The following is a 21,713-nucleotide window of genomic DNA, read 5'->3' as shown; positions in this document are numbered from 1 at the left end:
TCTGAGGGAGCATGGCAAAGGTGATCATCTATGGCTGACGATCTACCGAAATTCAGTCGCCAAGGTTATCGCTAACCGAGCCTTGTGCGCACCAACCACAATCAAAGGGCTGGCCTATTTTTTCAATACGTTGCGCGGGGTCCAGGACCCAGGCGCGAGATTGCCATGGTGGCTGGTGACGCAAGTGTTGAGTGTGGCCGCAGGAAAGCTCGGCAACCCAATGTCCGTCCTCATCCTGATGAAAGCCTGTGACCTTTGAACCTTTCGCCGCGTTCCGTCTGTCCGGGTTGTGTTCGCTTTCGGGCGATTGCTTCGCTAAACTTGGTCTTTCTTCATTCTTATGCAAAAGGTCTCGCCCCATGCTGATCGCCGCCAATAAGGCTGTCTCCATCGACTATACCCTGACCAACGACGCTGGTGAGGTCATCGACAGCTCCGCCGGCGGCGCGCCGCTGGTTTACCTGCAAGGCGCAGGTAACATCATTCCGGGCCTGGAAAAGGCTCTGGAAGGCAAAGCAGTCGGCGACGAGCTGAAAGTTGCCGTTGAACCTGAAGATGCCTACGGCGAATACGCTGCCGAACTGGTCAGCACCCTGAGCCGCAGCATGTTCGAAGGTGTCGACGAACTGGAAGTGGGCATGCAGTTCCACGCTTCCGCTCCAGATGGCCAGATGCAGATTGTTACCATCCGTGATCTGGACGGCGACGAAGTCACCGTCGACGGCAACCACCCGTTGGCCGGTCAGCGCCTGAATTTCCAGGTCAAGATCATCGACATCCGTGATGCCAGCCAGGAAGAAATCGCTCATGGTCACGTCCATGGCGAAGGTGGCCATCACCACTGATTTTCTGCGCTAAGCTCAGAGAACTGGAGAGGCGCCCGAGGGCGCCTTTTTAGTCCGCGGCTGTCCTTGGCGGCATTGCCAAGTGGCTGTTTCGAGTAGAACACGGGAATTTGGAGTTCGTCATGAGTGCTTTTCACGACCTTAAATTGACAGCCCTGGATGGTCAGGAGCTACCTCTGGCGCCTTTCAAGGGGCGTGTCGTGCTGGTGGTCAACGTTGCCTCCAAATGTGGTTTGACCCCACAGTACGCGGCACTGGAAAACCTCTACCAGCAATTCAAGGACAAGGGTTTCAGTGTGCTGGGCCTGCCGTGCAATCAGTTTGCCGGGCAGGAACCGGGCACCGAGCAGGAGATTCAGGAATTCTGCAGCCTCAACTATGGCGTGACCTTTCCGTTGTCCAGCAAGCTGGAAGTCAACGGGCATGATCGTCATCAGCTGTACCGTCTGTTGGCGGGCGAGGGCGCGGAGTTTCCGGGAGACATCACCTGGAACTTCGAGAAATTCCTGCTGGGCAAGGACGGGCGTGTATTGGCCCGCTTCTCGCCACGCACGGCGCCGGATGATCCGACGATCGTTCATGCGATTGAAAAAGCGCTGAGCTGAGTCGCAAAAAGAAATCGCAGCCTTCGAGCTGCGATTTTTTTATGCCTGCCTTTTGACCCTTAATCACCCAGATCAATAGTGCTGTGCATCGCCTGCATCTACGCATATTATCGCCGTCATAAAATTCATGTCCCGTCGATAGTGTTTTCGTGGAGTGCCCCATGCCAGTCAAAGCCTTGTTCAAACCGTTCCATCTCGGCACCCTCGAATTGCCGACCCGCGTCGTCATGGCGCCGATGACCCGCTCGTTTTCGCCGGGCGGCGTGCCCAACTCCAAAGTCATCGAATACTACCGTCGTCGCGCCGCTGCCGGCGTAGGCCTGATCATCACCGAAGGCACCACCGTCGGCCACAAGGCATCCAATGGCTACCCGAACGTGCCGCATTTCTATGGTGACGCTGCACTGGCCGGCTGGAAGAAAGTGGTCGATGCGGTCCACGCCGAGGGCGGCAAGATCGTTCCACAGCTGTGGCATGTCGGCAGCGTGCGTCGCATCGGCACCGAGCCGGACGCCAGCGTGCCGGGTTACGGCCCGTCGGAAAAATTGAAGGACGGTCAGGTCGTGGTTCACGGCATGACCAAGCAAGATATCCAGGACGTGATCGCCGCATTCGCCCAGGCCGCCAAAGATGCCCAGAGCATTGGCATGGACGGCATTGAGATCCATGGTGCCCACGGTTACCTCGTCGACCAGTTCTTCTGGGAAGGCAGCAACCAGCGCACCGACGAATACGGCGGCGACCTGGCTGGCCGTTCGCGTTTCGCCATTGAGCTGATCCAGGCGGTGCGTGCCGCAGTCGGCGAAGGCTTCCCGATCATCTTCCGTTTTTCGCAGTGGAAGCAGCAGGATTACACCGCGCGCCTGGTACAAACCCCGGAAGCGTTGGGCGAGTTTCTCAAGCCGCTGTCCGACGCCGGCGTGGATATTTTCCACTGCTCTACGCGCCGCTTCTGGGAGCCTGAATTCGATGGCTCCGAACTGAACCTGGCCGGCTGGACGCGTAAACTCACTGGCAAGCCGACCATCACCGTGGGCAGCGTCGGCCTGGACGGCGAGTTCCTGCAGTTCATGGTCAACACCGACAAGATCGCGCAGCCGGCCAGCCTGGAAAAACTGCTGGAGCGCCTGAACAACGACGAGTTCGATCTGGTGGCGGTAGGGCGTGCGCTGCTGGTGGACCCGGACTGGGCACAGAAAGTACGTGAAGGGCGTGAGGAAGACATCCTGCCCTTCAGCCGTGAGGCGTTGATGACCTTGGTTTAAGCGGCGACTGGAAGGGCCCTTCGCGAGCAAGCCCGCTCCCACAGTGGTTCTGTGTCGATCACAAAACCTGTGGGTGCGAGCTTGCTCGCGATGACTGACTTAAAGTCAACGAAAGCTCAGGGGACAGTCGATGCATTCGGCACCACCAACTCCCGCACACAAGCCCCTCGCAACTGCCCCTCGAACTGATCGATAATCGCCGCCCATCCCTGGCGACTCGCGTGCTGGCGCGCATTCAGGCGCACGCAGCGCAAGGTTTCCCTTTCTTCCAGCAACCAGCACAGCGCATCGCAGAACGCCTCCTCATCCCCGGGCATCGCCAGCACGCCGTTGTAGCCATGACGAATATGCTGTGCCGCGGCCGCCTGATCGTAAGCCACCACACCCAATCCCGAGGCCAGGGCCTCAAGCACCACGTTGCCGAAAGTTTCGGTCATGCTCGGAAACAGGAACACGTCCCCCGATGCGTAATGGCTGGCCAACGCTTCACCCCGTTGTGAGCCGCAGAAAATCGCTTCAGGCAGTTCCTGTTCCAGAATCGCTCGCTGTGGTCCGTCGCCGACCACAATCATTTTCAACGTGCGCTGTGGATAAGTGGCTTTCAGCACGTCGAAACAGCGCTTGAGCAGGCCTAGGTTTTTCTCCTGGGCCAAACGTCCTACGTGAACGACGGCAATATCATCCTCGCCCAATCCCCACTGTTCGCGCAGTGACGTCAGTCTTTTGGAGGGATGAAACAGTTGGCTGTCGACCCCGCGAGAGAGCAGCGCCAGTCGCTCGAAATGTCGACGTTCCAGTTCCAGTCGCTGGCTGACACTCGGCACCAGTGTCAGTGTCGAGCGATTGTGAAACCAGCGCAGGTAATGGGTCAGCAGGCGAGTGAGCAAGCCGAGCCCATACTGGCTGGAGTACTGCTGGAAGTTGGTGTGAAAGCCGCTGACCACGGAGATCCCCAAGCGCCGCGCCGCACGCAACGCCGACAATCCCAGCGGTCCTTCCGTGGCGATGTAGAGCACGTCCGGGCGATGCCGCTTCCAGCGCCTGAGCAACTTGTGCATCGACGACTGACCCCATTGCAAGCCGGGATAACCCGGCAGCGGCCAGCCCCGACACAGCAGCAACCCGTCGTCGCTGGCCGCCAGCAGGTCGCCACCTTGACGAGGTCGTACCAGCTCCACTTGATGGCCGCGCGCACGCAAACCATCGCACAAGCGGCCAAGGGTATTGGCCACGCCGTTGATTTCCGGTGGGAAGGTTTCGGTGATCAGAGTGATATGCAGAGCTGTCGTCATGACCTCAGTGTCGGCTGAGGCCATGTCGTCATTGTGGCGCTTTGATGATGGATTTATGACGATGAGGCCATTAGGGGCGGCAGATAGTGCCAGTCATCACCGTTCCGGGGGAGCGAAGGCAACCGAACGGGTTATCGGTTTTACCTCCTTCATCGTGTTGGCCGCGTGCAGTGATCCCCACAAACGCTGCCCCGTCGGTTGCATCCATGGAATCAGATGCGACCAGATTTTCTCGGCTGACAGGTGATCGGGCTCATCGGCCCAGACTTGTATGCCTGCGCCTTTCATCGCCGGGTGGTTTGAATCGATGATCGTCACGCTTTGTCCTGCGTTGTCCATGAAGTGGTTGGGGCGCCAGAAATCGTAAAGTCCATAAGGCGAATGCTTGCGATCCACCAGATTGCTCCAGCCGGATCGGATGACGAAGTAGAAGTCGCCGTGGGCATTGAGCACGCTATACCCGGCGTCAATCAGCGCTTGTACGTTTTTCTCACTGCGAACACTGCCCCAAATACTCCAGCAAAGTATTTCAACGGCTGTATCGACCTGGATCACTTGATTGTCCTGAACAACAGCATCGTTCCACATACGTGCAGTCTTGCCGTTCTCGTGTACGAAACTTGCCAGCTCATTGACGAATTGTCGGACGCCATCGCGCGAGCTGGCGCCAGGCTTTCCGGAGGCCTGCCGTGCGTATTCAGCCAGTTGTGGCGTGTTGTCGGAGGTGATCGGAGCGAGGAAATACTCGTCGGCTTCCAGATTGACATGGGTGCAGTCCGGAAACAGGTCGAACACATCCTTGAGGAGCTCTCTGACAAAGCGGCGTGCGGCCGGATTACTGAAATCCAGCGCTTTGGGCACAACGGTGCCATCGCTCAGGTGCAGTTGAAATTCGGGCTTGTTGCGCAGTATGAATTTCATATGCCCAGGCGATTCAATCCCGGGAATGACGTTGATGTGGTACGAAACGGCGGTGTCGAGTATCTCTTTGAGCTCCTCTGCGTTCCAGGCATCCGCACTGGAAAGGCCTGGATGAGAAGGGAAGACAATCCGCGCCCCCTCATTGTCCGTGAGGTGAAGATACAGCGTGTTGAGCTGGTTCCACGCCATCTCGCGCAGCAGGTTTTTGATCCATTCCGGGCTGTAATACTTGCGCCCGACATCCAGCAGAACAGAGCGCTCGGCATAAGCGGGGGCGTCAATGACCACGCCGGGGGCAAGTGTGGCGCAAACCCGTACCGCTTTATGCAAGGTCGTCAACGCCCGGGCCATGGCTTCCAGGGTTTTCGCGGTGACGCGAATGGCATCGGCAATATCCATACGGTAGGCCTCGTTCAGACCTTTGGCGGGTATTGGCACTTGCGCAGTATCTGGCGCAGACAGATTCAACAGGACATCACCGCGACTCTGTTGCGGACTGCCTGACGCGAGCATTACAGCGGGTGGTTGGCTGAGACCGGCGGCAACGGCAACCCCGAATGCCAATCGTGTTGCCAATGGGCGGATGCGCTCATCGTCGATGAGAATACGTGTGCTGTCGTTAAGGGTGCAGGCGGCGCCGGCAACAGGCTGGGCATGCCGTACCGCCGGACTCAGGCCGGTCCAGGCAAAGCGTTCGCTTGGCGTGTTTGCATTCGGGGGGATTGCCTTCGCGGCAGATGAGAGGGGTGGGCTGGCGGGGGATCGCATTGAACAACATCTCCATGAAATGAGGTCACGTCTCTTCCTTGAACGCATGAGAATTCATGCAGGTGGACCTCATCATCTATTGGAGATGTCATTCCTGATATTGGCTACTGTCAGCAATAGCCGGTTATACAAAACCGCGAACGCTTGAGATGTTCAGGCGACGCTTTTTTCCAGCGCATCAGCACCACGCTCACGCACCCAGAACAACGTCGCCCCGGCCACAGCTGCCGGCATCATCAAAATGTTCACCACCGGAATCAGCAGCACCAGATAAACGATCCCGCCGAAACTCATGCTCTGCCAGCGTTTCTGCCGCAGCCAGGCGAGCATCTCGTTCCAGCCCAGTTTGTGGTTATCCGCCGGGTAGTCGATGTACTGGATCGCCATCATCCATACCCCGAACAGCAGCCACAGCGGCGCGGCGATGATGTTCACCACGGGTATGAAGGAGAGGATGAACAGCCCGATCGCTCGCGGCAGGAAATAGCCGAGCTTGCGCATTTCCCGGGACAGGGTGCGGGGGATCATCGCAATCAGTTCGCCCCAGCTGAAGGTCGGGAAGTCGTCGGTGCCGCGTACCACCACTTCGACTTTTTCCGCCAGGAAGCCGTTGAACGGCGCGGCGATAACGTTGGCGAGCATCGTGAAGGTAAAGAACACCATCAGCACCACCAGCACGACAAAAATCGGCCAGAGGATGTAACTGAGAAAACTCAGCCAGTCGGGCAGCGACGGCATCAGGGTATCGACCCACAGGCTGAATTGGTGGCCGGCCAGATAGATCAATCCGACGAACAGCACCAGGTTGATTGCCAGGGGCAACAAAACGAACAAACGCAGGCTGGGGCTCAGGACCAGCTTGAGGCCTTCGCGCAGGTATTGCGGGCCGGACAGAACGGGGGCGGGCATAACGGGCTCCGAGCAAGGGGTAAACGCGCCGACCTTACCGGCTTTGCCTGACGGGCGAAAGCGCGGCAGCGACATCGACATTAACTGTAACAAAGGCGCCTATAAATCCATCGTGACCGGATAGAGACCGCCTATGAGCTGGATTGTTAAACCGTATTTCCTTAATCTTCGCCCCCTCGATACGCTGCACCCATTCTTTTTACAGGACTGTCGAGTTCAAGCCTTCCCCAAGTGCTTTCAACGGTCCTTTTTTATTCCCGCCGGCAATCCGGCGTTCCGCGCCAGGTGTTTCGGGCCGGTCAACAGGAGCAGGTCATGTCTGAAGTCCGTCATTCGCGAGTGATTATTCTCGGTTCCGGCCCTGCCGGTTACAGCGCCGCGGTCTATGCCGCCCGTGCCAACCTCAAGCCATTGCTGATCACTGGCATGCAAGCCGGCGGTCAACTGACCACCACCACCGAAGTCGACAACTGGCCGGGCGATGTCCACGGCCTGACCGGCCCGGCGCTGATGGAGCGCATGAAAGAGCACGCCGAGCGCTTTGAAACCGAGATCGTGTTCGATCACATCAATGCCGTGGACTTCGCCTCCAAGCCGTACTCCCTGATCGGCGACAGCGCGACCTATACCTGCGACGCCCTGATCATCGCGACCGGCGCCAGCGCCCGTTACCTGGGCCTGCCGTCGGAAGAAGCGTTCATGGGCAAAGGCGTTTCGGCCTGCGCAACGTGCGACGGTTTCTTCTATCGCAACAAACCAGTGGCTGTGGTCGGTGGCGGCAACACCGCTGTCGAAGAGGCGCTGTACCTGGCCAACATCGCCAGCACCGTGACCCTGATCCACCGCCGCGAAACCTTCCGCGCCGAGAAGATCCTGATCGACAAGCTGAATGCACGAGTGGCTGAAGGCAAGATCATCCTCAAGCTCAACTCCAACCTGGACGAAGTGCTGGGCGACAACATGGGCGTGACCGGCGCCCGCCTGAAGAACAACGACGGCAGCTTCGACGAGCTGAAAGTCGACGGCGTGTTCATCGCCATCGGCCACACCCCGAACACCTCGTTGTTTGAAGGTCAGCTGACGTTGAAAGACGGCTATCTGGTAGTGCAGGGCGGCCGTGACGGCAACGCTACCGCAACCAACCTCGAAGGTATCTTCGCCGCCGGTGACGTGGCTGACCACGTTTACCGTCAGGCCATCACCTCCGCTGGTGCCGGTTGCATGGCGGCACTGGACGCCGAGCGCTACCTGGACGATCTGCAGAACGTCAAGTTCTGAAATCGTTGAAATGAAAAAACCGGCTTCGGCCGGTTTTTTTGTGCCCACAGAAAGAGCGGTCAACATAAACCCTTGTGGGAGCTAGCCTGCTAGCGATGGTGTGTCAGTCACATCGATGTAGCTGACACACCATCGCTAGCAGGCTAGCTCCCACAGGGTTAACAGGGTTTGCGGAAATTGCGATCAGCCGCGAAACCGCTCTTGCACGAAGTCCATGACCTTCAACGATTGATAGATCGCATTGGCCGCAACCCGCCCGAACGGCCCGCCGTTCCAGTCCAGCAAGTACGGCTTGAACAACTCATGTCGCACGCTTTCCCCGCACACTGCCTCAGCGATCACCCGACCGCCAATCGAGCCGGTATTCAGCCCGTGACCACCGAATGAGGTACAGGCCCACACACCGGGTTCCAGCAGTCCCAGGTTGGGCATTTTGTTGGTGGAGTAACCCATCAGGCCCGACCAGGCCAGTTCGATATTGACCGCGGCCAGTTGCGGATAAACCGAGACCATGTCCGCCTTGAGCATCGCCGCCAAGGCCTTTTCATTCTGTTCATTGCGGGTGGTAATGCGTCCGCCCCACAGCAGGCGGTCACCTTCGACGATACGGTAATAATCCGAGGCGCGACGGTCATCGGAGAATGCCGCCGCGCAATCGAGCACGTCTTCGATCGAATCGCCCAAGTGCTCAGTCAACACCACGTAAGTGGCGATCGGCAGGTAGGCGCGGCTGAGTTTTTGCAGTTCCGGGCCGCCGTAGCCGCCAGCGCAGAACACCAGGTCCTGACAGCGCACACTGCCGTGTGCGGTCTGGACGATTTTATTGGCCCCTTCGCGACGCCAGGCGAGCATTTTTGAATGTTCAAAAATACGCCCCCCCGCCGTTTCAATCGCAAGAGCCAGGCCCAGGCAATAATTCAACGGATGAAAGTGCATGGCATTCGGGTCTTCGACACCCTGGAAGTAGCGCAGGGTGTGTGCCCGTTCTCGCACTTGAGCGGTGTCGAGGAAGTTGAGTTCGTAGCCGAAGTCACGGCGCATCGTGTCGATATGATTTTTCACACCCGCACTGTCGTCGTAGCGCTTGACCCGGATCGTGCCGGCAGACGGCGCGCAGCCGCTCAAGGACAGTTCGCTGATGTTTCGGCGAACAATCTCTACGCCTTCGACCGACATTTGAAACAATGCTTTGGCGTGCGCAAGGCCCAGTTTCTTGCGGATCGCTCCAGACCCTTCGGCCCAGCCCGGTGAGACCACGCCGCCATTGCGACCGGACGCCCCCCAAGCCACCTGATGGGCTTCGAGAATGATCACGCGCTTGCCGCGCCGGGTCAGTTCAAGGGCTGCGGTAAGGCCGGCGATGCCGGCGCCAATGATGCAGACGTCGCAGGTTTTGTCAGTGTTCAACTCGGACCTGACCGCGCGGGGCAGCGAGGTTTGGGAATACCAGGTGTTGGGGAAGGACATGGTCGATCCTTGATAAGTTGCCATTGTGGGAGCGAGCAGGCTCACTCCCACAGAGAAGGGCGGCGTTTACTTGATAGTCGAGTAGTCGACGCCGTACCACTTGTCCGAGAGCTTGGTCAGCGTGCCGTCCTTGTGCATTTCGCCGATGATTTGACTCAGCTTGGCCTTCAGCTCCGGGTCACCCTTGTCGGTGGCAACGGCCAGTGGTTCGTAGAACACCACGGCGTTGTCGACGGCCCGCAGCGGGTAGCCTTTCTTGACAGCCGCATCCAGCGTGCTGCGTTGGGTGAGGATGGCGTCCAGTCGGGCACCGTCGCCCAGACGCAGATCGTCCAGCGGTCCGACGGAGCCGGCGTAGGTCTTCATTTTTTCGGTTTTTACGTCGTATACGACCGGCGGCACGTCAGTGGTTTCGATGGCCAGCGCCTGACTGAAGTAGTCCTCGGACGTTGTGCCACCTTCGACGCCGATGGTTTTACCGTTCAGCGCCTTGTGATCGGTGACCGTGGATTTGTTGTGCACCGCAAACACATAGGGCACGTAGTAATAGGTCCCGGGGAAATCGAGAATCCGCGCACGACTTTTGGTCGCAGTCATCGAGCCGACCGACACGTCCCAGCGACCGTTCCACTTGCCTGCGGTTATCACATCCCAATCGGGTGTGATGAACTTGGCTTCGACGCCGAGACGCTTGGCGATCTCCTTGGACACGTCGATATCAAAACCGTCGATTTCATTCTTGTCGTTGATGAACCCCTGCGGAGGCCAGGTCGCCGAGGTGGCGACGGTCAACGTCTTGCTGCTTTCGATCTTGTCCAGAACGGCTCCGGCGTTCGCGGCGCCGACGAACAACAGTGACAGGGCAGCTGCGAGGGTGATTGCGGGTTTTTTACTGAGCATGTCCATCTCCACTTCTCGTTATTGTTATACGGGGTAAAGCGCTTCTCAGTGACCGATGATCTGCGACAGGAATTTCTGCGCGCGTTCGGTCTGCGGGTTGTTGAAAAACTCGGCCGGGGTGGCTTGTTCGATCACCTGTCCCTGGTCCATGAACAGCACACGGTCGGCGACCTTGCTGGCAAAACCCATCTCGTGGGTCACGCAAATCATGGTCATGCCATCGGTGGCCAGTTCGCCCATCACATCCAGAACTTCGTGGACCATCTCCGGGTCCAGTGCGGAGGTCGGCTCATCGAACAGCATCACTTTTGGGTTCATGCATAAAGCCCGGGCAATCGCCACGCGCTGCTGCTGACCGCCGGACAGTTGTGACGGATATTTGTGTGCGTGCTCGGCAATCCGCACGCGTTCCAGATAGACCTGCGCGCGTTTTTTTGCCTCGACCGAAGACACGCCCTGAACCAGCTGCGGGGCCAGTGTCAGGTTGTCCATTACGCTCAAGTGCGGGAACAGGTTGAAGCTCTGGAACACCATGCCGATTTCGCTGCGCACGGCGCTGACGCTTTCTGCTTCGCTGGTGAGGGTGATGCCGTTGACCTGTATGTGGCCTTTCTGGAAATTCTCCAGGTGGTTGATGCAGCGAATCATCGTCGATTTGCCCGAGCCCGACGGGCCGCACACCACCAGGATTTCACCGGTGGCGACATTCAGGTCGACGTCGCGCAGGGCGTGAAAGTTGCCGTACCACTTGTTCAGGCCGGTGATGGAAATCATAGAAGGGCTGACCTGAGCAACAGGCGCCAGGTCGAGTTGTTCAGCGGTATTGGTTCGAGTCATCACGCATCAACCCCTTGCCACGGATCGGTTGACCCGTTTTTCGATTCGCGCCTGAACCCGTTCCAGAATGAATGACAGGGCCCAGTAAATCATCGCGGCGGTGATCAGCATTTCCAGGTGACGGAAGTCCGCACGGCCCTGGGTCTTGGCCAGGTACATCAGCTCCCAGACACCGATGACCGACACCAGCGAGCTGTCCTTGAGCATGGCGATGAACTGGTTGCCTGTGGGTGGAATGATCACGCGCAAGGCCTGCGGCATGATGACCCGGCTCAGGGTCTTGAACGGGCTGATGTTCAATGCTCGAGACGCTTCCCACTGGCCGACCGGAATGCTCTGGATGCCGGCACGGAAAATCTCGGTCATGTAGGCGCCGTAGCACAGGGACAGCGCGAGGATGCCGGCCGGCACCGCGTCGACCACGTAGCCCAGTTGCGGCAGACCGAGATAGATCAGGTAGATCTGGATCAGCAGCGGAACGCCGCGAAAGAACGAGGTGTAGAACGAAGCGAGCGCATTGGCCAGGCCGTTGTTCGACAGCTTGGCCACCGCGCCGATCAGCGCCAGCACGAAGGCCAGCACAATAGCGATGGCGGAAATGTAAAGCGTGGTCGCGGCACCCTGAATGATCAGGAAACCGATCTTGTCGAGGATGAAACTGTAGGAGAGGTCGAAGGTGTCGAAGAAGGCCAGGAACAGGATCAGCAGCTCGATCCACACCACCGTCGTCTGCACCTTGAACTTCAGGCGTCCGAGGACGTGGAAATTCAGTGTGCCCAGTGCGGCGATGCCCAGCCCGATGGCGATGTTGCGTGCGGTCAGGCTGTCGGGCGCATTGCCCAGCAGCGGATGCAGAAAATGGCTAAGGGCGCTGTTGCCCAGGTTCATCAGGTAGGAGCCGAGGAACAGCACCACGGCTACGCCGAGCAGGAATTGAGGATCGTTGGACTTTTTCTTATAAATTATATTGTCGTGATACATGTCTGCCTCAGCTTGTAGGTGGTGATGTTCTCGCTAGGTAAAGGGGTGTTTGGCTAATCCGAAGGGTCAGGCGAAGTGCTTGTTACCGTTCGGATTCAGGTCTTTGGTCAGTATTACGACGCCGATTCCGGGACAACAAGCGAACATAATTCGCTACGTCAGTCCCGGAAATCGCATTGTTCAGGAGAGTTTCGCCAGGCAGGCCTCGAGAATGTCCAGCCCTTCCTTCAGCACGGCGGCCTCGGTGGTCAACGGCGCCAGCAGGCGAATGATGTGTCGCGACTTGCCGCTCGGCATCAGCAGCAGGCCTGCATCGCGCGCCAACGCCAGCAACTGGGTGAGCTGCGCCGAGGCCGGTTTGCCGTCGGTGTTGATCAGCTCGATACCGCGCATCGCACCGACGCCGGTCAAGCGGCCCAGGTACGGCGACAGCTTGCTGGCACGCCAGGCTTCGTAGCGGCTGACAATCGCTTCTTCCTGTTGCGTACCCCATGCGTGCAGGTTGGCATCGGTCATTTCATCCAGCGTCGCCAACCCGGCGGCGCAGGCGATGGGGTTGCCTGAATAGGTGCCGCCGAGTCCGCCTTTGGGCAAGGTGTCGAGCAGCGCCTTGCGCCCGACCACGGCACCCAGTGGAACGCCGCCGGCGATGCTTTTGCCCAGCAGGATCAGGTCCGGCTCGATGCCCAATCGCGAAAACGCAAAACGCTCGCCGGTGCGGCCGAAGCCAGACTGGATTTCATCGGCGATCAACAGAATATTTTTTTCATCGCAGAACCTGCGCAGCGCTTGAGCGAATTCCACGTCCATCGCCAGGAAACCCGCCTCGCCCTGAACCGGTTCGACGATGAAACAGGCCACGTCTTCGACGTCGATTTCGACGCTGAACAATCGATCCATGGCCTTCAACGTTTCGGCGCAGGTTACGCCGTTGTCCTTGCTCGGGAAGGGCAGGTGATACACCGGGCCTGGCAGCACGCCGACTTTCTGTTTGTACGGTGCGACTTTGCCATTGAGGTTGAGGGTAGCGAGCGTGCGGCCGTGGAAGGCGCCATCGAAGGCAATGACGGCTGTGCGACCGGTCGCACCGCGGACGATCTTCAGGGCGTTCTCCGCCGCTTCTGCGCCGCTGTTGGTGAGCATGCCACTGACAGCGTAGTCCACAGGAATGAACGCCGTCAGACGATCCATCAATTCGAGGTAGGGCACATGCGGGGCTGCGTTGAACGCGTAGTGGGTCAGGCGCGTGGCTTGTTCGCGGATGGCTTCGACGATACGCGGGTGGCAATGGCCGAGGTTGAGTACGCCGATGCCGCCGACGAAGTCGATGTAGCGTTTGCCATCGGTGTCCCAGACTTCGGCGTTTTTGCCGTGGCTGAGCGTAACGGGGTGAACGACGTTGATCGACTGGCTGATGGTTTCGCTGCTCATGGGTACCTGACTCAGAAGAAGGGATGCTTCTTTTTATCTAAGCCGCGAGCAGTGGTGCCCGGCAAACGAAATAAAGTCGCCGGGTCAATATTAAAAGTCGGGATGTGTGGTGGAGGATCAAAAAAAATCGCAGCCTCGCGTGAAACGAAGCTGCGATCTTTTTATTTAAATCAGCGGCGAGTCAGTGGTTGCTGCGCAAACTTCACACCGGCCAATCCATGGGCAATCAACGCGCGGATATTGCCGTGGTCGCTGCCTTCAGGCGTGGCCACCACCGAACGGTAATGCTCGCCAAACGCCAACAGCGCTTCTTCATCGCTCAAGCCTTCCAGCAGCGCCAGGCCCAGGGTCTTGCACGAACCTTCGTTCTGACCGGCAGCGTTTTCCACGCCACCGTTGTTGAATGCCTGTGGCTGGTAATCGTAGCCGTCGGCGATGAACGCCAGGGTGTCGGCGAAAGCGTGTTCGCCGCTCTTGAGGCTGGCGCGCAGGGTGTTCAAATCACTCATTGGGTTTTCCTTTGGCAAACGCCGCTTGTTGTTCGGCGCTGGCTTCTTGCTGGTATTTGGCTTTCCATTCTGCGTACGGCATGCCGTAAACGACTTCGCGGGCGTCATCGAGGCTGACCTCGATCTGGCGTTCGTCGGCGGCCGCCTTGTACCACTTGGAGAGGCAGTTGCGGCAAAAACCGGAAAGGTTCATCAGGTCGATGTTCTGCACATCCTTGCGGCTGTCCAGGTGGGCGACCAGCCGGCGAAAGGCGGCGGCTTCAAGTTCCAGGCGTTGTTGATCGTTCATGGGGGTCTCTGCGAGACAGCTTTGAGCGGCAGGCTCCAAGCTGCAAGTGGATTGCGTTGGCTGTTAGCTTACCGCTTGAAGCTTACCGCTTGAAGCTTAGCGGCTCGCCGCCAGCGTGATCGACACCGATTCGGCGAATCGCAAGGCGTGCGGCTTGTCGACTTCGACCTCGGCATACAGCACCGATTCGTTGACCATGACCAGATCGAGGATTTCCTGGGTCAGGCGTTCGAGCAGCGCAAAGCGATTACCCTCCACATGGGCGATGATCGCCTTGGTGATGGTCCGGTAATTGAGCGCGTGATCGATGTCGTTGTCACGTACCGCTTCCTGAGCGGCGTAAAGAATGGTCAGGTTGATCAGCACATCCTGCTTGTTGAGGATTTCGTCTTCGTTGATGCCGATGAAGGTCCGCAGGCACAGGTCCTTGACCCGGATGCGTGCCGTTCCTGGTTGAAGTTGTGGCATTGCTACTTGCTCCGTCCAATCAATTGCAGGAACTCCTGGCGGGTGTTGCTCGACTCGCGGAAGGCGCCGAGCATCACCGAGGTGTTCATGGTCGAATTCTGCTTCTCGACGCCGCGCATCATCATGCACATGTGCTTGGCTTCGATGACCACCGCGACGCCTGCCGCGCCGGTCACTTGTTGCACCGCTTCGGCGATTTGCCGGGTGAGGTTTTCCTGGATTTGCAGGCGACGGGCGAACATGTCCACCAGTCGCGCAATCTTCGACAGGCCCAGCACCTTGCCGGTCGGAATATAAGCCACATGCGCCTTGCCGATGAAGGGCAGCATGTGATGTTCGCAGAGCGAGTACAACTCGATGTTGTCGACGATGATCATTTCATCGTTGTCGGACGCGAACAGCGCGCCGTTGACGATCTCTTCGACACTTTGCTCATAGCCATGGCAGAGGTACTGCATGGCCTTGGCCGCGCGAACCGGGGTGTCTTGCAGTCCTTCGCGGTCGGGGTTTTCACCGAGGCCGATGAGAATCTCGCGATAGCTCTGGGACAGGGCATTGTGGTGCAGGGATAACGTCATGGAACATCCTCGCGGGGCCGCTTATTTGATGTGCCGCCCGCCGTTGACGGTCAGGGTCGTGCCGGTGACATAAGGGTTGTCGAGCAAATATCGCAGGCTCTGGTAGATCACCTCGCCGCCGGGCTCGATGCCCAGCGCGGATTTGGCCAGCGCCTTGGCGCGGTACGCCGCGTCATCGTCGGGATTGAACATTAGCAGGGCTGGCGCAATGCCGTTGACCTTGATTGTCGGCGCGTATTTCGCGGCGAAGGACAAGGTGAGGCTATCGAGCCCGGCTTTGCTGGCGCAGTAGCCGATATGTTTGCTGCTGCCCTTGCGGGTCACGTCATCGCTGATGTGCACGATGTCGGCCGGGCTTGAGCGATGAAGCAAGTCAGCACAGTGCAGATTGATCAGGTAAGGCGCCAGCATGTGCACGCTGAACATGCGGGTGAATGCTTCTGCTTCGGTGTCCGGGTTTTCGGCGAGCCATTCGGAAGCGTTATGAACGATAGCGCGAAGGACGTCGGTGTGGGTTTTCAATTCGCTGATGAACGCGTGGATTCCCACAGTGCTGGAAAAGTCGGCGAACACCGCGATCGCGCCCAAGTCGCGTAGTGCCTGCACGCCGGGGCGTTCGCTGCGGTAGCTGAAGATTACCGGATGGCCATCTTCGAGCAACCGCTGTGCGCAGTGCTGGCCGACACGCTGGCCGGCACCGGTGATGAGGATCGGAGCTGCGGAAGAGGTCATGAACGGCTCGCGTCGCGGTGAGAGCAAAACTATACCAGCGACGGGAGTTGTACACCTACGTGCCTTTGCAGGAGCGGGCGGTCAGGGGTTTTGAGTGGCGGGCAGCTTGGCCGGCAATGGACGTGCGGGGGCACTGTTCAGCCAGTTGGCCAGCAGTCGGGTCGACAGTGGAATGAAGAAGTAGACCATCAGCGGCGTCAGGCACAAGGTGCTGATCAGCACCCGAGGCAGCAGGCTCAATTCGCCAAGCAATGGCCCCAATACAAAGTTGAAAAGCAATGACACCGGGAAGAACGCCAGCCAGATCGCCACCGCCTGTTTCCAGCGAGGCGGGCGTTGACCGACGGCGCCGAACCAGCCTTCGATGCCGCTGACGCGATGCTCTTTAGGGTGCGCAAACAGATCGCTGCCACGGGCTAGCCATGCAGTGCGCGAAGCAGAATGCTCCCAGGCGTGCAGGGTGTGCTCGTTGGCAAAGCGGAAAATGATCTGGAATTCGTTATCGCCGGGTGGCGGAGCGAGCACGCCAGAACCGAGGTAACCGGGAAAGTCAGTCGCCAGTTGTTCGCCTTCGCGCAACCAGACCATCAGGTCCTGATAACGTCCATCGGCGACGCGGCGTGCAACCATCAAGGTGACGGGGGAAGTAGACATTGTGTATCTCCGTATGACAATGCGGCCCTCCGGATAGGAGTTTCGCCAGGCGCAGCGCCGGGGTGATGGACTGCGTCTTGAGACAAGCAAGGATTATTCCTTATTGTGTGGATGACACCAACGGCATTCGTCGTTTATTAATGAGTTGAATAGTGACAGGGCAGGAGGGTTAGAATGGGATCCAATTTAAACACGGACGTCGCCTATCAATGCCTGTACTGACTGACGTTGGCTCTGCCTCACAGGCGGATCTTTCCCTTCAGCGGGAAGATCTCTTTCCTATTCGTGAGGTGGCGCGCCTGACGGGGATAAACCCGGTCACGTTGCGCGCATGGGAGCGACGGTACGGCTTGATCCAGCCCACGCGCACCGAAAGCGGGCATCGGCTGTACTCGATGGCCGATATCGAGAAGGTCCGCAGCATCCTCGACTGGATCGATCGCGGCGTCGCCGTCAGCAAGGTCGGCAAGATACTGGCCAAGACCGAGCCTCTTCAGGTGTTGTCGCACCTTATCCCCAACGATCTTGTTCAGGCCGACTACATCCAGTGGCAGCAGCAAGTCCAGGCGGCGGTCACGGCCTTTGACGAGGTGCAACTGGAGCATGTCTATGGGCAGATTTTTTCCAGTTATCCCCTGACGGTCGTATTCCAGGACATTTTGCTGGTGGTCTGGAAACATTTGCTTCAACGCCATGAAACGTTCGGGCAAGCCAGTGAATGGCTTTTTCTCGACGGGTTTCTGCGCTCCAGAGTGTTGCAACGATTGCTGCTGGTGCGTGTGATGCAACCGCGGCAGATCATTGTCTGTGCCTTGGCTGATCAAGCCCGTGAGCTGGAAGTTCTGATCACTGCGTTGTACCTGTGCAGTGTCGATTCGGCGATTCAGTTGTTGGCTATCGGCCAGCCATTCGACGAGTTGGCCCTGGTTTGCCAGCGGATCAAACCCAAGGCACTGGTACTGGTGTCCAATCATGCGCCGGCAGCCGAGTTGCCTCGACGTTTGAACCGGCTGGCTATCAGTCTGGACTGTCAGCTGTTGCTGGCTGGCGATGCGTCGGAGCTGGCACAGGAAAGCCTGGCCGGATCGTCGATCGGATGTCTGGGGAATGAGGGGACGGTGATGCGCCAGCGCTTGAAACAGTTCCTGGCAGGAAACCTGGATACCTGAGTTTCAGATGTGCAGCGCAGGGTGTGTCAGACGATGCTGTTGAAGGATGTACTGGCGCAGGCGCTCGGTCTCGTCCTTGTCGGTCTGGCTTAGTTCGAAAGCGTAAAACCCTTGTTCGGTTTCACGTTCGAAGGTGCCACGCAACGCGATGCGCTCATAACCTGAAGGGCTGAACCACAATGCAAAGTGCTTGGGCGGCTTGGTCTTGTTGCGGACCTCCAGCAACACCCCTTTGAACGATATTTCGTGCACCCACATTGTTCCGGGTTGGCCCTTGGCATTCTCAAGCGCTACAGGCTCTTCGAGTGAGAGGCGCCAAGGTCGGACCATCGGCCCGTCTTCGTAAATACTCGGCACTCCCAGGCGTAAATGCAGCGCATGAAACTCGTCTTCCACCAGGTGCAGCGGAAAGGTCATTTGCTGGTTTTCGAAGTTAGCCTGGATGGTGACCTGCTCATGTGCCGCGAGACGCGTGAGCAAATCACGGATTTGCGAACCACCATTAACGAGCAGACTCGACGTCGCATCCCGCACATTGAGCTGCGGGTTGTGTTGCATGGTCTGGATAAAATCCAGCTCATCCTGGGTCAGGAGTGCGTCGCGCTGCATGGCTTGCTCGAAAGAAAAAGATACAAATTCATCGGTGATTGTAGTTAATGACACTTAATTCGCCGTTTTGTTTTTACCGTTCGTCGCTTTTTAGCGCGGCAAGTTCGGCCTGCAACTGTGCCACTTGCGCTTCCAACTGCATAACCCGTTGCTGTGCCTTGACCTGAGTGGTGACATCTTTCTGCACGCCGACAAAGTAAGTCTGTCCGTCGCCCGGATTTTTCATTGTAGAAAGGGACAGTTCGTTCCAGAACGGCGTGCCGTCCTTGCGGTAGTTTCTCAGAGTCACCCGGCAGGATCCGCCACTGCTCAGTGCCTCGCGAATCGTTGCCAGGGCGTCTTGATCCCGGTCACCCGACTGCAGGAAGCGGCAATCCTGGTAGAGGATTTCTTCGCTTGTGTAACCCGTAAGGCGTTCGAACGCAGGGTTCACGTAAATCAGGATGGTGTCCTGGTCGCCTTCCTTTTCGGCAATCACGATGCCGTCATTGGAGGCGTTGATCACCATTTGCAGCAGATGAGCGTTGATCATCGGAGAGTCCTTTCCGTATTGATATGGATTTGCATTCTAAAAGATCAAACGAGCCTGTGCTGTTAATATCTGTGTTTTTACTCTGCTTCAGGATCGATTGATGAAAGTTGCCATCATTTCCGGCTCGGTGTACGGCACGGCTGAAGAGGTTGCGCGCCATGCCGCGACTATTTTGAATGCCGCGGGTTTCGAGACTTGGCACAACCCGCGTGCAACGCTCGCCGATGTCCAGGCTTTCGGCCCACAGGCGTTTTTGGCGGTGACCTCGACCACCGGCATGGGCGAGTTACCGGACAACCTGCAACCCTTGTACTCGATGATCCGTGACCAGTTGCCTGCCGCCTGGCGCGGTTTGCCCGGTGCAGTCATCGGCCTGGGCGATGCGAGTTATGGCGATACCTTCTGCGGTGGCGGCGAGCAGATGCGCGAATTGTTCAGTGAGCTTGGCGTGCGCGAAGTGCTGCCGATGCTGCGTCTGGACGCCAGTGAAAGCGTCACCCCGGAAACCGACGCCGAGCCTTGGCTGGCTGATTTCGTCAGCGCGCTGCGGGGCTGACCGGCCGCTCGCGCAACAGGGCGAGCCAGGCTTGCGCGGCTTTGGACAGGTACGCACCCTGACGCCAGATAAAGGCGATGTCCCAGCGCAGATAGCTCGGGGCTTTCAAGGTCAGGCGCACCACGCCTGGCCGCACCAGCCCGCGCGCCACCACGCTGGGCAACAACACCACGCCTTGACCTGCGGCCACCAACGCCGCCAGAAAATCCGCCTGACCGCTGCGTCCGCCTTCCTTGGGCGTAAATCCCAGTTGATGGCAGGCCTGGAGCAATCGGTCGTTAAGCACGAAGCTGCGCTGATACAGCAGAAACGGAGTGTCGGCCAGTTCCTCCAATCCGATCACGGTCTTTGCCGCAAGCGGATGATCGGCCGGTAGCAATGCGTCCAGCGGTTCATCGCAGAAGGGCTGGAAGGCAAACTGCGGATCCTTCGGCAAAAGACTGCCGCCGAGCTCCAGCTCACCGCTCAATACCGCCTGTTCGATGTTCAGGCTGCCGCCCTCAAGCAACTGAATGCTGATGTTCGGGTAGCGCCGCCGGTACTCGGCAAACAACTCGGCAAACAGCGCGTCGCTGCCCAGTAGCGGCAAGCCCAGACGCAGCTCCCCACGGGCCAGTTGGCTTAAATCATCCAACTCGCTGAGCAATTCGTTGCGCAGCCGAAGCATGCCTTCGGCCCGTTGCAGGACCACGCTGCCGGCAGCGGTCAGGCGCAACTGTGAACCCAGGCGCTCGAGTAGCGGGGTGCCCAGGCTCTGTTCCAGTTGCGCGACTTGCTTGCTCACCGCGGATTGGCTGAGGTGCAGGGTTTTGGCGGCTTGCGTGAACCCACCTTGGTGCATCACTTCGACGAAGCTGCGTAGCTGTTTGAATTCCATGGGTCTGATTCCAGATTGGAATGGTGTCGAGTCTAACAATTCGTTTCGGTGATGGAAGCGCGCTCCGTAAAATGAACCCTTGAGAGGAACGACATCATGCATGCATCAACCCTGAAAAAACTGGCCCGACTGGTGACTGAACTGGCCGTGCTGCTCGGCATTTATCTGCTCGGCTGCGCAATCGCCACATGGTTTGCCTGGCCGATCCCGGGTGGCGTCATTGGCATGGCATTACTGTTGCTGGCCTTCGCTTTCGGTTGGGTCAAACCGGCGACGTTGCAAATGGGCGCAGGTTTATTAATGGCCGAGATGCTGTTGTTCTTTATTCCGGCGCTGATGAGCCTGCTCGATTATGGCGGCCTGATGCGCAATGACGGCTGGCGGATTCTGCTGGTGATCGGCATGAGTACGCTGATGGTAATGCTCGTGACGGCGTTTACCGTGGAAGCGGTGGTGCGGTTGAGGAGGCCCCATGAAGCTTGAGCTGATGCCGATGTTCTGGCTGGCCTTCACACTGCTGGCCTATGTATTCAGTCGCTGGATCTATCGGCGCACCGGTCGATATCTGTTGTCACCGCTGATTCTGGTGCCTGCGCTGCTGTTGGCGCTCGCGGTGCCGCTGCACACCGCGTATGCCGAATATTCGAGCGACACCCATTGGCTGATGTGGGTGCTGGGCCCGGTGACCGTCGCGTTTGCCGTGCCGATCTGGCAGCAGCGGCAAATGCTGATGCGGCATTGGTCGGCGTTGCTGCTTGGCATGCTGGCGGGCAGTGCGGCGTCGATCGGCACCTCGTTCGGTCTGGCCAAGGCGCTGGCGCTGGACAGTTCGGTGACCCTGTCACTGGTGCCACGCTCAATCACCACGCCGTTTGCCATGCCCTTGGCTCATGAACTCGGCGGTGTTCCGGAACTGACGGCGGTGTTCGTGATGTTCACAGGTGTGTTCGGAGCGATGCTCGGCGGCATATTGCTCAAGTGGCTGCCACTGCGTAGCGCCTTGGCACGGGGCGCACTGTTTGGCGTTGGCGCGCACGGTGCCGGCGTCAGCCGGGCCCATGAAGTCGGCGGTGAAGAAGGCTCGGTGGCGGGACTTGTGATGGTGCTGACGGGGCTGCTGAATTTGTTTTGCGCCCCGTTACTGGCGGCGGTCCTTTGACATGGATCCAGATCTTGGCCTGAACTGACTCGTTAGGCCATCAAGCTGGCTGCTAATGCAACTACGCGAGATCCAACGGCTG

Annotated in this window: 25 protein-coding genes and 1 pseudogene; 8 read left to right on the top strand and 18 right to left on the bottom strand. The window is 58.6% G+C overall.

What is annotated here, in order from left to right; all coding sequences use genetic code 11:
* Positions 1 to 52: 52 nt before the first annotated feature.
* Complete coding sequence (locus HNR03_RS19330) at positions 53 to 391, bottom strand: DUF3565 domain-containing protein (RefSeq protein ID WP_259155221.1); 339 nt, start codon at positions 389 to 391, stop codon at positions 53 to 55.
* Between HNR03_RS19330 and HNR03_RS19325 the strand changes: the two genes are divergently transcribed.
* The 3 genes from HNR03_RS19325 to HNR03_RS19315 all read left to right on the top strand — a co-directional run bounded on the left by HNR03_RS19325 (position 360) and on the right by HNR03_RS19315 (position 2,715).
* Positions 360 to 845, top strand: coding sequence for a peptidylprolyl isomerase (locus HNR03_RS19325; protein WP_208669974.1), 486 nt, complete (start codon positions 360 to 362; stop codon positions 843 to 845). The genes HNR03_RS19330 and HNR03_RS19325 overlap by 32 nt on opposite strands.
* 122 nt (positions 846 to 967) lie before the next feature.
* Complete coding sequence (locus HNR03_RS19320) at positions 968 to 1,450, top strand: glutathione peroxidase (RefSeq protein WP_208669973.1); 483 nt, start codon at positions 968 to 970, stop codon at positions 1,448 to 1,450.
* Positions 1,451 to 1,611: 161 nt separating this feature from the next.
* Positions 1,612 to 2,715, top strand: a complete 1,104-nt coding sequence (locus HNR03_RS19315) for an NADH:flavin oxidoreductase (RefSeq protein ID WP_259155220.1) — start codon at positions 1,612 to 1,614, stop codon at positions 2,713 to 2,715.
* Between the two features lie 116 nt (positions 2,716 to 2,831).
* Here the strand turns inward: HNR03_RS19315 and HNR03_RS19310 are convergent, their stop codons facing one another.
* The 3 genes from HNR03_RS19310 to cysZ all read right to left on the bottom strand — a co-directional run bounded on the left by HNR03_RS19310 (position 2,832) and on the right by cysZ (position 6,605).
* Positions 2,832 to 4,031, bottom strand: a complete 1,200-nt coding sequence (locus tag HNR03_RS19310; RefSeq protein ID WP_259155218.1) for a glycosyltransferase family 1 protein — start codon at positions 4,029 to 4,031, stop codon at positions 2,832 to 2,834.
* A 72-nt stretch (positions 4,032 to 4,103) separates the two neighbouring features.
* Positions 4,104 to 5,744 (bottom strand): glycoside hydrolase family 20 protein, encoded by a 1,641-nt coding sequence (locus HNR03_RS19305; RefSeq protein ID WP_259155216.1) that lies wholly within the window; start codon positions 5,742 to 5,744, stop codon positions 4,104 to 4,106.
* Between the two features lie 105 nt (positions 5,745 to 5,849).
* Entirely contained in the window at positions 5,850 to 6,605 is a 756-nt protein-coding gene (gene cysZ, locus HNR03_RS19300; protein WP_222589807.1) for a sulfate transporter CysZ, read from the bottom strand.
* 315 nt (positions 6,606 to 6,920) lie between these two features.
* On the opposite strand from cysZ, the gene trxB reads away from it, so the two are divergent.
* Positions 6,921 to 7,883, top strand: coding sequence for a thioredoxin-disulfide reductase (gene trxB, locus HNR03_RS19295; RefSeq protein WP_259155215.1), 963 nt, complete (start codon positions 6,921 to 6,923; stop codon positions 7,881 to 7,883).
* A 183-nt stretch (positions 7,884 to 8,066) separates the two neighbouring features.
* Here the strand turns inward: trxB and HNR03_RS19290 are convergent, their stop codons facing one another.
* The 11 genes from HNR03_RS19290 to HNR03_RS19240 all read right to left on the bottom strand — a co-directional run bounded on the left by HNR03_RS19290 (position 8,067) and on the right by HNR03_RS19240 (position 16,729).
* Positions 8,067 to 9,350: an FAD-binding oxidoreductase gene (locus HNR03_RS19290; RefSeq protein WP_259155214.1), complete on the bottom strand. Its 1,284-nt coding sequence runs from the start codon at positions 9,348 to 9,350 to the stop codon at positions 8,067 to 8,069.
* Positions 9,351 to 9,416: 66 nt separating this feature from the next.
* Positions 9,417 to 10,250: a transporter substrate-binding domain-containing protein gene (locus tag HNR03_RS19285; RefSeq protein ID WP_405046063.1), complete on the bottom strand. Its 834-nt coding sequence runs from the start codon at positions 10,248 to 10,250 to the stop codon at positions 9,417 to 9,419.
* Between the two features lie 45 nt (positions 10,251 to 10,295).
* The gene (locus HNR03_RS19280) at positions 10,296 to 11,024 is read right to left on the bottom strand and encodes an amino acid ABC transporter ATP-binding protein (RefSeq protein WP_222590340.1); all 729 of its coding nucleotides are present in this window, start codon (positions 11,022 to 11,024) and stop codon (positions 10,296 to 10,298) included.
* A gap of 69 nt (positions 11,025 to 11,093) precedes the next feature.
* Positions 11,094 to 12,068, bottom strand: coding sequence for an amino acid ABC transporter permease (locus tag HNR03_RS19275; RefSeq protein ID WP_259155213.1), 975 nt, complete (start codon positions 12,066 to 12,068; stop codon positions 11,094 to 11,096).
* Positions 12,069 to 12,248: 180 nt separating this feature from the next.
* The gene (locus tag HNR03_RS19270) at positions 12,249 to 13,499 is read right to left on the bottom strand and encodes an aspartate aminotransferase family protein (RefSeq protein ID WP_259155211.1); all 1,251 of its coding nucleotides are present in this window, start codon (positions 13,497 to 13,499) and stop codon (positions 12,249 to 12,251) included.
* A 170-nt stretch (positions 13,500 to 13,669) separates the two neighbouring features.
* Complete coding sequence (locus HNR03_RS19265) at positions 13,670 to 14,008, bottom strand: HopJ type III effector protein (RefSeq protein ID WP_259155209.1); 339 nt, start codon at positions 14,006 to 14,008, stop codon at positions 13,670 to 13,672.
* Positions 14,001 to 14,297 carry a DUF1244 domain-containing protein gene (locus tag HNR03_RS19260; protein WP_090175413.1) on the bottom strand — a complete coding sequence of 99 codons (297 nt, stop codon included), beginning with the start codon at positions 14,295 to 14,297 and terminating at the stop codon, positions 14,001 to 14,003. The genes HNR03_RS19265 and HNR03_RS19260 overlap by 8 nt, the downstream gene beginning before the upstream one ends.
* Before the next feature lie 96 nt (positions 14,298 to 14,393).
* On the bottom strand, positions 14,394 to 14,765 hold the full coding sequence (gene folX / locus HNR03_RS19255) for a dihydroneopterin triphosphate 2'-epimerase (RefSeq protein ID WP_046045886.1): 372 nt from the start codon (positions 14,763 to 14,765) through the stop codon (positions 14,394 to 14,396).
* Between the two features lie 2 nt (positions 14,766 to 14,767).
* Positions 14,768 to 15,343, bottom strand: coding sequence for a GTP cyclohydrolase I FolE (gene folE, locus HNR03_RS19250; RefSeq protein ID WP_259155208.1), 576 nt, complete (start codon positions 15,341 to 15,343; stop codon positions 14,768 to 14,770).
* 21 nt (positions 15,344 to 15,364) lie between these two features.
* Positions 15,365 to 16,075 carry a dihydromonapterin reductase gene (folM, locus tag HNR03_RS19245; protein ID WP_259155207.1) on the bottom strand — a complete coding sequence of 237 codons (711 nt, stop codon included), beginning with the start codon at positions 16,073 to 16,075 and terminating at the stop codon, positions 15,365 to 15,367.
* Positions 16,076 to 16,156: 81 nt separating this feature from the next.
* Positions 16,157 to 16,729 carry an antibiotic biosynthesis monooxygenase gene (locus tag HNR03_RS19240; protein WP_259155206.1) on the bottom strand — a complete coding sequence of 191 codons (573 nt, stop codon included), beginning with the start codon at positions 16,727 to 16,729 and terminating at the stop codon, positions 16,157 to 16,159.
* 209 nt (positions 16,730 to 16,938) lie between these two features.
* Between HNR03_RS19240 and HNR03_RS19235 the strand changes: the two genes are divergently transcribed.
* Complete coding sequence (locus HNR03_RS19235; protein WP_259155205.1) at positions 16,939 to 17,898, top strand: MerR family transcriptional regulator; 960 nt, start codon at positions 16,939 to 16,941, stop codon at positions 17,896 to 17,898.
* A 3-nt stretch (positions 17,899 to 17,901) separates the two neighbouring features.
* On the opposite strand, the gene HNR03_RS19230 is transcribed toward HNR03_RS19235, so the two are convergent.
* Complete coding sequence (locus tag HNR03_RS19230) at positions 17,902 to 18,507, bottom strand: hypothetical protein (RefSeq protein WP_222589818.1); 606 nt, start codon at positions 18,505 to 18,507, stop codon at positions 17,902 to 17,904.
* Between the two features lie 54 nt (positions 18,508 to 18,561).
* Positions 18,562 to 19,039, bottom strand: a pseudogene (locus HNR03_RS19225) (PAS domain-containing protein).
* A gap of 100 nt (positions 19,040 to 19,139) precedes the next feature.
* On the opposite strand from HNR03_RS19225, the gene HNR03_RS19220 reads away from it, so the two are divergent.
* Entirely contained in the window at positions 19,140 to 19,595 is a 456-nt protein-coding gene (locus tag HNR03_RS19220; RefSeq protein ID WP_259155204.1) for a flavodoxin, read from the top strand.
* Here HNR03_RS19220 and HNR03_RS19215 read toward each other — a convergent pair.
* Entirely contained in the window at positions 19,576 to 20,472 is an 897-nt protein-coding gene (locus HNR03_RS19215) for a LysR family transcriptional regulator (RefSeq protein WP_259155203.1), read from the bottom strand. The genes HNR03_RS19220 and HNR03_RS19215 overlap by 20 nt on opposite strands.
* Before the next feature lie 96 nt (positions 20,473 to 20,568).
* On the opposite strand from HNR03_RS19215, the gene HNR03_RS19210 reads away from it, so the two are divergent.
* Positions 20,569 to 20,955, top strand: coding sequence for a CidA/LrgA family protein (locus HNR03_RS19210; RefSeq protein ID WP_259155202.1), 387 nt, complete (start codon positions 20,569 to 20,571; stop codon positions 20,953 to 20,955).
* Positions 20,945 to 21,631 carry an LrgB family protein gene (locus HNR03_RS19205; protein WP_222589822.1) on the top strand — a complete coding sequence of 229 codons (687 nt, stop codon included), beginning with the start codon at positions 20,945 to 20,947 and terminating at the stop codon, positions 21,629 to 21,631. The genes HNR03_RS19210 and HNR03_RS19205 overlap by 11 nt, the downstream gene beginning before the upstream one ends.
* Positions 21,632 to 21,713 lie beyond the last annotated feature (82 nt).

It is taken from the genome of Pseudomonas sp. JAI111 (assembly GCF_024809425.1).
GTDB lineage: Bacteria > Pseudomonadota > Gammaproteobacteria > Pseudomonadales > Pseudomonadaceae > Aquipseudomonas.
This window is presented reverse-complemented; position numbering and strand designations above follow the sequence as displayed.